The sequence below is a fragment of the Neobacillus sp. DFD-2R genome (genome assembly GCF_057747865.1).
Genome location: NZ_CM173228.1, coordinates 1060743 through 1073971, shown reverse-complemented (window position 1 = coordinate 1073971; position 13229 = coordinate 1060743). Strand labels below are relative to the sequence as shown.

The window sequence follows — 13229 nt, the reverse complement described above, 5'->3', positions numbered from 1 at the left end:
ATCACACCTTTAGTTTGTAAAGTTCGATTAGGTTATCTCTAAAAATCCGCTTAGCAAACTCTACGGCTTCTTTTTCTATTAACATCCGGTCTTGTACTTTTTCCGTCAATACATCGCCAACGATTTTGCGTGCAAGCTTTTGATGTGCATATGTTCCTTCTATAAAATTGTAATCCCCGCCAAAGCCAAAGATTTTATTTTGAGGAACCATTTCAATCATTTGATGCATGATTTGCTTAGCAATTGTAGGAGATATAACATATACCCAAGTAAAATCTGCATATGCATTCGGGTAATTCTTTACAATGCTTAAATATTCCTGGTGGTAAGGAATACCGCAATGTAACAGAACAAAATTTGCATCCGGATATGTTGCTAATAGCGGAATTAAATCCGATACCTTCGAGTTAGTAATATTATTTCCATTACCTGAAACACTTGTTTCGTGGTGCCCGGTATGAATCTGAATCGGCAATTCGTATTTGATAGAACATTGAATAATGTGATGAATCAAGTAATCTTGTAAAACGACCGATTCTTGCTGTGACATTGGTTCATGAATAAAAGAAGAATGTAAACGATTAAAACATTGTTCGGCCTCATGAAATGTTGGCTTCGTTGTTTTTAGAGTTCTCCAATACGCATGACCTAACTTCGTGGCCACCATTCCTTGTGTGACAAATTTATTTAATAAGGCGTCTACGGCATGTAGATATTCCCGGAAAGTTCGAACCTTCTCTCCGGAATCTCTTTCAATTACCTGCACATCCTTAATGGTTCTCAATTTATATGCGTAGTCCAGAAACATAATGGGGCGAAAGAGTGAAATATCAACATTTGTTGTATACGCTAACGTAAAGGCTAAATCAATTCCTGATTTCTCTTTTAACACTTTGGGATACCATTGTTCATCATTTGTCGCTGCTAATACTTTTTCATTTAAGGTTAAGATTCCATTAACAGACCAATCATCCATTCCATATAAATCGTGTACAGCTGTTTTTAACGTTCGTGCGTAGGTGGTATTCTTGGTTTTATGAAAAAAAGATAAAAATTGCTCTGCTTTCTCTTCATCGCTTATTGTTGAGTCCCGGCTTAAGATCCCTCGTTTCATCCCTGCAGTGATTAAGTCTGAATCTAAGTAATGAAGAAGACCAAAAAAATCCACTTTATTTTTTTTTCGAATTTCCATTGGATCGATGTGTTCGTGTCCATCAATTATGCGAATTTTATTAATTTCTTCATGTATGCTACCCATTTAACTGCTCCTCCTAATGATGAAAGGATGACTCAAAAGATTGCGCTCCGCCTTTATGTACCCAAAATAGTTTAATAAGAGATCTACTAAACTATTTTGGGTAGTAGGAGGGGCTGCCCTAAGTCATCCTCTTCTTAACAACCATACTAATTAATCAACATTAATCTCAGGGAATGTATTTTTTACTTCCTTTTTGAAATTCTTAATTACATCATTAATGCTTGCATTATCCTTTACACCTTGCCCGGCAACTTTTCTCCAGATTCCCAACACATCTTCACCATATTTGTCCGGTTTGTAAGCAGGAATATCTTTAACCATTTCATAGTATGGTTTTAAAACATTTTGGTCGCCAAACATTGGGGACTTAAAAGTGTTTAAGTTGTCTTTATATACAGTTAAAAGTCCAGGCATGTTTCCGGTTGTTTCAAGATTGTGTTGCTGCCATTCCTTGCTTGCAATGTACTGCATAAATTTATATGCCAGATCTTTGTTTGGTGATTTTTCATAGATGGAACGGTAAGTACCTCCCATATAAAAACCTTCCGGTGTTTTAGCAACTCCAAACTTATCTTTTGCTTTATCATTCTTGTTATCTACCATAAAGCTTGCCCATGCAGGCATTTCTGTTAATATAACGCTTCCATCATTAATGGCATTACCCCAGCCGGCTGAGAAAAATTCAAGCTTTGCGTCAACATTATTATTGAAAATTTCCTTTTGCAGTGCATAATCTTTTTTCCATGCAGGGTCGATGTTTAATTTCCCATTTTTCACCCATGGTTCGGCATGATAGGCTTCCACATTGTATACATCACCATAGTGGGAAATTAAATGTACTTTACCATTGCTTTCTTGATTAATTTTCTTCCCTAATTCAATAATTTTGTCCCATGAACTGACCATTTCGCTGATTTTATCCGGATCATCAGTTCCTAAATATTTTTTCGCATTATCTTTGATATACCAGAAACCGCCTGGCGAAGAGTGATCGGAAATCGCTTTAATATTACCTTGACTGTCTCTTCCTAGAGCCTGGACATAAGGAACATAATCTTTTACAAGAGATTCAGCACCCATACTGGAAAGGTTCGTCGCGTACTTAGAATTGATGAATTTACCGATATACCCTCTTTCTAAGTCAAAAATATCCGGAACATCTTTACCTGACTGCAAAGCAGTAAGGAGTTTCGTTTGATATTGATCTCCAGGGAACACTTTTACATCAATCTGTACTCCCGGATATTTTTTTTCAAATTGTGCTGCCATATCTTTTACTTGGCCAAAGAATGTCCAAATTGTTAATTTACCTTCAACTTTACCATTACTAGCTTTTTGCCCGGACGCATCCTTATTACTAGAACATCCGGAAAATAACGAAAGGACAAGTGCTGCGATAAATAGGATAGAAAACCACTTTTTCATGTAGAAATACAGCCCCTTTTTTGGTATAATATACGTCTATTGTTCTATTATCCTTCTCTAAAAGTGCAAAAGGGTCTCAAGTCTTTACACTAATAGAGTTGATAAACATAGCTTTACTTCAGTGGAGATCGTACGATCCTCACTGAAGGTTTTTTCAGTGATGTTTTAGTTCTTTACACATCACCCCCATCAAGTAATCGTAACGATTATCCTTTGATTGCTCCTGCAGTTACACCACTAATAATCTTCTTCGAAACAATAGAGAAAAAGATTAAAATTGGTATCACTGAAATTACAATTCCTACATACATTGCCCCAAAATCAGTTGAAAATTGAGATTTAACACTGGCTATCATGACAGGCAATGGCTGCAAATTATTATCAAAAAGAATAATCATCGGTGTCAAAAAGTCATTCCATTTGCCAATAAATGAAAAGATCCCAAGTGTTGCAACAGCAGGCATTAACAATGGAAAAACAAGACGGTGGAAAATTTTAAGCTCACCGCATCCATCAATCCGTCCGGATTCAAGTATTTCCGTTGGAATACTTGAATCACACATTTGTTTCATAAAGAAAATACCAAACGCATTTGAAATAGACGGTAGTATAAGCGGCCAATAGGTATTTAACATATTGAATGAATCCATTAGTTTAAAAAAACCGATAATTCCTAATTGCCCCGGAATCATCATCGTTCCCAGTACAGCCATGAATAGAATGTTTTTATATCTGAAGTTATATTTTGAGAATCCGTAGCCGGCAAGTGCTGAGAAGTATAAATTTAATGTTGTTGAAGTAACGGAAATAAACAAACTATTAGCGAAACCTCTCCATATTGGAACTGTATTTATTAAACGATGATAGTTATTCATAAACTCTGCACCAGGTACAAGCAGTAACTTCCTAGCAATCTCTGAATTTGTGTGTGATGAAGTGACCAACATACTATAAAAAGGGAGCAGGCAGGTTAATGCGACTAAAATTAAGAAAGAATAGATTGCAAATTTACCCATAAATTGTTTCATATTTCTTTCTTTACTTATTTTTCGATTTCTTAATGAAATACTATTATCAGCAATACTATTAGTAGCTTTCATAAAGGATCTCCTTTCATTCTGAGCCGAAGGTCTCCTACTTTTCTAAAGTAAAAAGGCATGTTACTGTTCAACTTTGTTCATCTTTGAAAACTTTATCGAAATTAACGAGAAGATTAAAATTATCACAAAGATAGCATAAGCAATTGCTGCACCATAACTATAATCAAAGCTTTTAAAAGCCGTTTGGTATAAATACATAACCATTGTTAATGTTGAGTTATTAGGGCCATTACCTAGCATTAATGGTGCGTCAAATAGTTGAAGACCACCGATAATGGAAGTAATAAAGGTAAATAACAATACTGGTTTTAATAATGGCAATGTAATTTTTGAAGCCATTTTAAAGCGTGAAGCCCCATCTACTTCAGCGGCCTCGTACAATTCATGCGGGATGGATTGAAGTCCGGCAATAAAGACTAATAGGTTGAATCCAAAGTATTGCCACATTATAACCGTTGCGACAATTATCCTTGCTAACCAAGGGCTGTTTAACCAGTTAACAGGATCATGAATGATCCCTAAATTCATCAAAAACTTATTAACGCTTCCCGTTTGCCAATCGAACATTAAACTAAACAAAACCCCAAGTGTTACTGGTGTTACAATATGAGGAAAATAGTAGACTGCCCGAAAGAAATGTTTTCCACGAATAAATTTCTCATTAAGAATCATCGCTAACCCTAAAGAAAGTACCAATTGGGGAATAATTGATAGAACCCAGATAATTAACGTGTTCCCAACTGCTTTAAAAAAGAACGTATCATGTATTAGTCGAATATAGTTTTGTAACCCAATAAATACAGGATCTGAAAAACCATCCCACTTTGTAAAACTTAAATAAAGTGAGTAAAGTATGGGCATTAAACCAAAAACAAGAAATGTGATGAAGAATGGAGCCACAAAATAAAAACCATATTGTGATTTATTAATAGAATTTCTCATATTTTCACAGCCTTTAACCTTTTTTGTTTCATCATAGAAAATCGAATGTCTTTTTAACTTTTAATTGGTTCGGATATTTTTCTACATGAATCTCGAATAATTAGTTTTGGCTTTAAAAGATGACGTTCAGCTATATATTCCTCGCTATTTTCCATTCTCTTAAAAAGTTCTGTTGCTGCTTTTATCCCCATTTCCATAAATGGTTGTTTCACGGTAGTTAAAGACGGATAAACCCAACTTGATAGCGTAATATCGTCAAATCCTGTAATGGAAAAATCCGTTGGAACGTTATAGCCCCTTTCCTGAACGGCCCTTAAAGCTCCAATGGCTGTTTCATCATTTGAGGCAATGACCGCGGTGAAATCCTCTCTGTCTAACAGATGGTTCATTGCATGATAACCATCCTCATTGGACCATTTTGAAGGAGCGATCCAATTTGGATGGACAGCTAACCCCAATTGTTCCATCGTTTCCAGATAACCTGCTAATCGGGATTTTGTTGCAGCTGCACCTTCCGGTCCTGATATATAAGCTATTTTTTTGTGCCCAATTCTATGGAGATATTTAACAAGCTCTGAAATACCGAAGTAATTATCAACATCCACCGAAACTAAATCATCGACATTGGCGGAATCACCAAAAACTACCACCGGAAAATCTGCTTCTGCTATTTCCAACAAATCTTGTTTATCCCTTTTCATGAAGCTAATCATGATAATTCCATCAACATGTCCCTCGTAATATAAATTTTGAAAATAAGATTCGTTATATTTATTGGAGGTCATACTGTAGAAAACACAATTAAAACCTTTCGCTTTGGCTACTTCTTCAATACCTTTGAAGATCGTCGAATAAAACAAATTCGTAATACTATCAACCACAATGCCAATTGTTTGCGTTTTACTAACAACCAGTCTTCTGGCATTTTCATTCCGGTGATAATTCAGTTCTTTTATAGCTTTTTTTAGTGCTTCTTCTGTTTCTTTTTTTACTGACTGTCCATTTAAATATCGAGATACTGTACTTTTTGATGTATTGGCCAGTTTGGCAACATCTTTAATAGTTGGACTCATTTGTACCCTCCTTGCATAGGCTTATAATTTCTTTGTTAATTAATTGGAACGTTCCCATTAATAAGTAAAATTTTTTCATATAAATAAAAAGCTAACAACCGTTAATAACGGCCCCATAAAATAAAGCAAAAAAATCGAAATATAACATTTGTTGTAACAATCTTGCCCACCATTCTGCCAACTGCTACACCTATGTACTACGAAGCTCTAAAGTAAGGAGAACTGCCTATACCGCCTGGTAGAAACCGTTTACATTTCCTAAAAAAATTTTTTCCCGCTATAAAACCGGCCTCTTTGTGTGATAAAATTTATAGGTTATATGACTATAATCTATAAATATGAACTTCATTTTGGGAACGTTCCCGTTTTAGAAAAAGAAAGTTTAATTTAATTAAATTGTAAGCGCTTGTCTCCCTTTTGTCAAATAGATTATAAAATTTTCAGATTATATTTTTGCCATTTAATCCTGTTTACGTGGATTCATTCTATCGAGTGTCTTGTAAACATACCACATCCAAATATAACTAATAATACTGCTGCTAAAAAACATAAACAGTGCCGGTACTTTTATCAACAGAACATAAATGATATAGGAAATAATAACGATACCCGATGTTTTTAACGGTGAAGCGACACTATATAAAAAGCTATATTTTAGATATTCAAAAAAACGATATTGAAAATGAACGAAAATCGGGAAAAAATAAATACATGTTGTAATAAAAAAATAGGATATCAATATTATCACTATTTTTACCATAGAACTACCAATCGATTCGCCATAAGTGAAGAAGTGAAAATCAAAATATAATAACCAACCAATTACCACTATAATCCAACCTAAACCATTTACTTTTACAAAATCAGTTTTATATGTTTTCCAAAATGTTTTAAAAACGGGTGTATCCTCAATTCCCATTACCCATTTCCGAATAACTGAGAACATGGCGGCTGTTGAAGGGAAAATCCCAAAAATTCCTAATCCGACGATTGTGAATGCTATCCATAATAATTGGAGGTAAGCAAACTGCATTACCAGTTCTGTCAGCCGATAAATAAAACCGCTTAATCCTTTTCTTTCCAATTTAGCTCATCCTTTAAACATAAGGTAAATTTAATAAGAATTTCATTGATGCTCTCTATTAATAATAATTACCTTTTAAATTTTACTTATAACCATGTTCCCATGACTAATTACATTTTTCAAATGTAATTAGTCATCTTTTTGAAACGAATCTAAATTTTCCACTCTTTTTATTTCAAATCATGTAACTTATGAAAGATTTCTTTTAAAGAATCATAGGTTTTTTCAAAAACCAGATACAGTTTTTCGTATTCCTCATGCAAAGATGGATTTGGTTGATAAACCTGCTCGTATTGCTGCAAGCCCCAATGATCTGAAACTTCCTCTAAATTGTTAAAATCACCGGCTCCTACTGCAGCCAGCATTGCCGCTCCATAGGCTCCACCGCCACGGCTTCTGTTTCTGACCACCGGAACATTAAAAATATGGGCGGCCGTCGTAACCCATAGGTCATGCTGTGCCGCTCCCCCTGTTAACAGAAGGTGCTTGCATTTATATCCGGTTGTTTTTTCAACTATTTTAAATGATTGATATAAAGAAAAGAGGACACCTTCCACAACAGCCCGGGCCATTTCAGCCTTTGTATGCTCATTGGTAAAACCTATAAACGTAGCTTTAGCTTTTTCATCCATGTATGGTGAACGCTCTCCAAAAAGATACGGCAAGAAAAGTAAATTTTTCGCTCCCGGACCCGCTGTACCCGCTAAGTCAAGCAGGTCTTTTATCTCTATCATGTCACTAAAAATGGATTCTGCTAACCATTTAAAAGACATTCCGGCAGACAATGTTGCGCCCATTAATACCCATTTTCCTGATTCGGCGTGAGCTAATGAATGAAGTGAACCGTTCTTTTCAATGGCCAATTGATCGGTACTTACAAACAGCTGCCCACTTGTACCTATCGTACATAACCAGTCTTTTGAATTAATAATCCCATTTCCAAGAGCTTGGGCTTGGGCATCTCCACACCCGCAAATCACCGGAATCCCTTCCAATAGCCCATAAACTTCGGCTGCTTTTCTAGTAACAGAACCTGTCACTGCTGTCGAAGGTTTAATGTCCGGCAGCTTTGATTGGTCCAATTGAAAATGGCTGACGATTTTTTCGGACCATTTTAAGGTTTGCAATTCCATAAGCAGTGTAGCAGAGGCATCGGTATAATCCGTTTCAAATGAATCAGTTAGCTGCATCCGAATAAAGTCCTTTGGAAGTAGAAACTTGTCTGTTAATTCATAAAGATCTGGCTTATTTTTCTTAAACCACATGATTTTCCCAAGTGTGAAACTAATATTCGGGAGATTCCCCGTGATCGAAACCCATTCTTCATTGGTCATTGTTGATTGAAGGGCTGCTAACTCCTCTTCATTTCTACGGTCGGACCAAAGAATGGCATGATGGAGCGCCTTCCCATTTTTATCAACCGGAACAATCCCATGCATTTGCCCTGTCACAGAAATGGCATTTATTTCTTTGAACATATGGGAATTTAGTTTTTTCACATCTGCTAATGCTTCCATCATGGCAGTAAGCCATTGATCAGGATTTTGTTCAATCCAGCCATTATAAGGCGTGAGAATATCATAAGACTTTGTCACACTCGCTGTTATTTCTCCATATCGATTCACAACTACCACTTTTAGTGAGGATGTTCCTAAATCAATTCCCAAGAAATGCTTCATACAATCACCAAGGAATTCTCGGGATTTTCCATTAGATTTGTTTCATTAATCTGTTCTTCAGGAAGGGCATTTCCAATCATAAAAATATTTTTCATTAATCGTTTTCCTCCATCGTTTTAAACTTGGTTGCTCCTTCAAACAAAATTTAAATTTATAATATCATATTTTTATATTTTTAATTTTTAAAAAATAGGCCGTGTTAAACTTGCCAGTTGATTTGCGCTCCAGGCGCTTCGCTTTCCGCGGGCGGTCCCGGGGAGCCTCCTCGGCGCTTAAAGCGCCTGTTGGGTCTCCCCTGCCCCGTTCTCCCGCAGGAGTCTCGCGCCTTCCGCTCCAATCAACAAGTTACGAAATCAACAATGGCCTTTAACACAGCCAAAAAATATAAAAGAGGCTGGCAAATAAAAGGATTGGCCAGCCCCTTTCATTTTACCTTCATTCTTCGATTCCAAATCGATACGTTGTTATTGATGAGAACTCTTCATCCTTTTTCAATATCCATGAAGGAAAATGCGGATGATGGATAGCATCAGGCAAGCCCTGTGTTTCTAAACAAATTCCAAGATGTTTTCCGGACGGAACACCGCGAATTTCCCCGTCTTGGCTTAAAGAATTTCCTGAATAAACGACAACACCTGCCTCGTCTGTTTCAACAGTTACTATTCGTCCACTTTCAGGATCCTTTAAAACAATTTCATGATCATGGTTTGTTTTTAATAGAAAAGGATGATCATACCCATTTCCTGCAAGTAAGTTTTGCGGATGATTCGAAATTACTCCCGATTTAATGATTCTTTCCTTAGCAAAATCAAATGGCGTACCTTTAACATCCAATAAATTTCCTGTTGGGAGCAGCTCTTCATTTAATTCCAGGAATTGCTCACTTTTAATTGTTAAGGAATGACCCAATATATCTCTTTTTAAGTTTCCGCTTAAATTAAAATAAGAATGGTTGGTAACGTTAAGCAATGTGTTTTGATCCGATTGAGCAAAATAGCGAATAGACAGCTCATTGTTATTATTTAGAGAATAGGTAACTTTTATCGTTAAATTTCCGGGGTATCCTTCTTCGCCATCAGGACTGTTGTACAAAAATTGAACTCCGGCCTCTTGCTCATTTTCAATAACGTTTGCATCCCATACTACTTTATCAAAACCTTTAATACCGCCATGCAGATGATTACCATGATCATTTTGCGCTAAGGCATATGTTTTGCCGTCCAGTTCAAAGGATCCGGCCTTTATTCTTCCTGCTACACGCCCGCAAACAGCTCCGAAGTAAGAATTATTTTTCACATATTCCTCGACGGAATCATAGCCAAGGACAACATTTTCATAGTTTCCGGCTTTATCCGGGGTAAGAATTTTAGTAATAATACACCCATAATTAATAGCTGTAATCTCTATTCCATGATCGTTTACCAATGTAAACGAATCGACAGGCTTATGATCGAATTGCCCAAAATTTTCGTGAATGACTTTCATATTAATCTTCCTTCCGCTATATATTTTGATATATGTAAGTTGTTAAAGAGAGCTGGAACAGGGTCCGGCTCTCTTTTATTTTACTTTACAGAAAAGGAAATTTATCTATAAATTTGCTTTAATTCGGTGAACAATCCTTTCAGTAAATCCATAATCTTTTGCTGCTTCTACTTTCTAAACACTTTTAATTGGTCATTCAAAACTTTTGTTTGCGTATAAACCTGTTGATAAATTTCAAATAATTTCTTATATGCTGCAACATTTTCTTCGATAGGCTCATAGGTTTTTGCGATGTGTATAAATTGTTCTGCACATTCTTTAAGAGAAGCAAACCACCCGCAGCCGTATGCTGCTAACATGGCTGCACCCATTCCCGGGCCTTGCTTACTTGAAAGTTTTTCGATCCTGGCATTAAAAATGTCTGCCTGCATTTGCAGCCAACTTTCATTTTTGGCACCGCCGCCAATCGAGATAATAGAATCAATAGTTTTTCCGCTTCGTCTAAAAATCTCAACCGACTCATTTAATGAAAATGTAATTCCTTCGAGAACAGCGCGGGCAAAATGTTTTCGTTCATGGGAGGCATCAATGCCAATAAAGCTTCCGCGAATAATCGAATCCGCATGCGGTGTTCTTTCTCCAACTATGTATGGAGTAAATAGTAATCCGTTAGAGCCTGCGGGAACAGTATCAATCCCCTGTAAGAATTGATCAAACTCTTCCGGTTTTCCAAATGTATCTTTAAACCAGCTTAAACTATACCCTGCAGCTAAAGTGACACCCATGGTATAGTAAGTATTTTCTTCCCCGTGATTAAAATAGTGGACCTTGCCTTCAAAATCGAGATCATTTCTTTCTTCATAGGAAAGAACCACACCGGAGGTACCAATGCTGCATAGTGTTTTACCTGCCGATAAAATCCCTGAACCAATAGCACCGCAGGCATTGTCCGCGCCGCCTGCAAAAACCTTCGTTGCTTCTGACAAGCCTGTAGCGTTGGCAAACTCAGCAGATATGGTCCCTACACATTCATGAGATTCTACTAATGGCGGACAGAAGTCAGGAGAAATGGTTAATAGATTTAAGATTTCTGTGCTCCATTCCCGTTTAGCTACGTTGAGCATTAGGGTTCCGGCAGCATCCGAGTAATCCATATGAATATTCCCGGTCATCCGATAACGCAAATAATCCTTAGGGAGCATGAATACGCTTGAACGTGCAAAAATTTCAGGCTCGTTTTCTTTTATCCAAAGAATTTTCGGCAATGTAAATCCTTCTAAGGCAGGGTTCTTCGTTACCTCTAATAACCGCTCTTTGCCAACGACATCATAAATTTCCTGACATTGTTTCGTTGTTCTTGTGTCATTCCACAATATAGCATTTCGTAAAACCTTATGGTCTTGATTTAATAAAACAAGACCATGCATTTGTCCTGAGAAGCTGATGCCCTCAATATCTTTCACATCTCCGGCAAATTCCTTGATTAGCTCTGCCAGCCCTTCGGAAGTTTTTTCAACCCATTCTTCGGGGTTTTGTTCACTATATCCGGATTTTTCAATAATTAACGGATACGATTTAGATACTTCGCGGCATACCTCACCATTTTGATTAACAAGCAGGATTTTTACTGCACTCGTTCCAAGGTCTACTCCAATTACGTATTTCATCCTATTTAACCTCCCTTTTCTATAAGGTTCTGTTAAACTTGCCTGTTGATTTCCGCTCCAGGCACTCGCTTTCCGCTCCAATCAACATATTGAGCTAAATCAACAATGAGCTTTAACATAGCCTTCTATAAAAACGTGCCAGACACTAACATCCGGCACATTTTTAATGATTCTATTTATTTAATTAAACAGATACGCTTGAAAGTGTTTCAAGTAAATACTGATTGATCAATGCTTTTAAGCGTTCTGTTCTGCCTGATTGGTTTTTAATTTCAGTTAACTCTAATGCATAGGCTTCTAATTCACGAAAGTTCGTTTTTCCTTCCACGATATCTAAGCCAATTCCTTTCGTGTAGCTGCTGTAGCGTTCTTCAATAAAGCGATCTAACACTTTATCTTCAATCAGTCTGTTCGCAACTTTTAGACCAATGGCAAAAGCATCCATTCCGGCAATATGTGCATGGAAAAGATCTTCCGGCTCAAACGATCCCCTTCTTACCTTTGCGTCGAAGTTAAGACCGCCTTTACCTAACCCGCCATTTTTCAAAATTTCATACATTGCTAATGTATTAGAATACAAGTCAGTTGGGAATTCATCTGTATCCCATCCCAGCAGCGTATCACCTTGGTTCGCATCAACAGAGCCAAGCATTCCATTAATACGTGCTGTTCGTAGCTCATGTTCAAACGTATGTCCGGCAAGAGTGGCATGGTTTGCTTCAATATTAAATTTAAAGTAATCAGTTAAATCATATTTTTGTAGGAATGCCAGGCCTGTAGCCACATCAAAATCATATTGATGCTTCGTTGGCTCTTTTGGCTTTGGCTCGATTAAGAACGGAACATTAAGGCCAATTTCTTTCGCATATTCTACAGCCATATGGAAGAAGCGGGCTAAATTGTCTTGTTCAAGCTTCATATCTGTGTTTAAAAGGGTTTCATAGCCTTCACGGCCGCCCCAGAATACATAGTTTTCTGCGCCAAGTTCTTTTGCTACTTCCAAGGCTTTTTTCACTTTTGCAGCAGAATAAGCAAAAACATCAGCATTACAAGAAGTTGCGGCACCATGAACATATCTTGGATTGGAGAACATATTAGCTGTGTTCCAAAGCAATTTTGTTTTGCTTGTTTTCATATATTCTTTAATCATCCCGACAATGACATCTTGGTTTTCATTGGTTTCTTTTAATGTACGACCCTCTGGAGCGATGTCAACATCATGGAAAGCGAAGAAAGGAACGTTTAATTTTTCAAAAAGTTCAAAGGCAGCTTCTACACGTGCTTTTGCTAAATCAAGTCCTGTTAAGTGGTTCCAAGGGCGGATAGCTGTTCCAACGCCGAAAGGATCGGTACCATCTGCATTAAACGTATGCCAGTACGCTACGGAGAAACGTAATAATTCCTCCATCGTTTTTCCATTAACCTTTTCCTCGGCGTTATAGTATTTAAATGCTAATGGATTTTTTGATGCTGCACCTTCAAATTGAATTTTCTTTACATTTTCGAAATAAGCCAT

Annotated in this window: 10 protein-coding genes; all 10 read right to left on the bottom strand. The window is 36.9% G+C overall.

Annotated features, from left to right (window positions below; genetic code table 11):
- Position 1: 1 nt before the first annotated feature.
- Complete coding sequence (locus AC3ANV_RS05155) at positions 2-1258, bottom strand: amidohydrolase family protein (protein ID WP_488312596.1); 1257 nt, start codon at positions 1256-1258, stop codon at positions 2-4.
- A gap of 150 nt (positions 1259-1408) precedes the next feature.
- Entirely contained in the window at positions 1409-2683 is a 1275-nt protein-coding gene (locus tag AC3ANV_RS05150; RefSeq protein WP_488312595.1) for an ABC transporter substrate-binding protein, read from the bottom strand.
- A 206-nt stretch (positions 2684-2889) separates the two neighbouring features.
- Positions 2890-3783, bottom strand: a complete 894-nt coding sequence (locus tag AC3ANV_RS05145) for a carbohydrate ABC transporter permease (protein ID WP_488312594.1) — start codon at positions 3781-3783, stop codon at positions 2890-2892.
- 60 nt (positions 3784-3843) lie between these two features.
- The gene (locus tag AC3ANV_RS05140) at positions 3844-4725 is read right to left on the bottom strand and encodes a carbohydrate ABC transporter permease (protein ID WP_488312593.1); all 882 of its coding nucleotides are present in this window, start codon (positions 4723-4725) and stop codon (positions 3844-3846) included.
- Between the two features lie 53 nt (positions 4726-4778).
- Positions 4779-5798, bottom strand: a complete 1020-nt coding sequence (locus tag AC3ANV_RS05135) for a LacI family DNA-binding transcriptional regulator (RefSeq protein ID WP_488312592.1) — start codon at positions 5796-5798, stop codon at positions 4779-4781.
- 460 nt (positions 5799-6258) lie between these two features.
- The gene (locus AC3ANV_RS05130) at positions 6259-6882 is read right to left on the bottom strand and encodes a YesL family protein (RefSeq protein WP_488312591.1); all 624 of its coding nucleotides are present in this window, start codon (positions 6880-6882) and stop codon (positions 6259-6261) included.
- Between the two features lie 170 nt (positions 6883-7052).
- Positions 7053-8561, bottom strand: coding sequence for a xylulokinase (gene xylB / locus AC3ANV_RS05125; protein ID WP_488312590.1), 1509 nt, complete (start codon positions 8559-8561; stop codon positions 7053-7055).
- A 435-nt stretch (positions 8562-8996) separates the two neighbouring features.
- Positions 8997-10046: an aldose epimerase family protein gene (locus AC3ANV_RS05120; protein ID WP_488312589.1), complete on the bottom strand. Its 1050-nt coding sequence runs from the start codon at positions 10044-10046 to the stop codon at positions 8997-8999.
- A 167-nt stretch (positions 10047-10213) separates the two neighbouring features.
- A complete protein-coding gene (xylB, locus tag AC3ANV_RS05115) occupies positions 10214-11713 on the bottom strand; it encodes a xylulokinase (protein WP_488312588.1) in 1500 nt (499 codons plus the stop codon).
- Between the two features lie 184 nt (positions 11714-11897).
- A complete protein-coding gene (gene xylA / locus AC3ANV_RS05110; protein ID WP_488312587.1) occupies positions 11898-13229 on the bottom strand; it encodes a xylose isomerase in 1332 nt (443 codons plus the stop codon).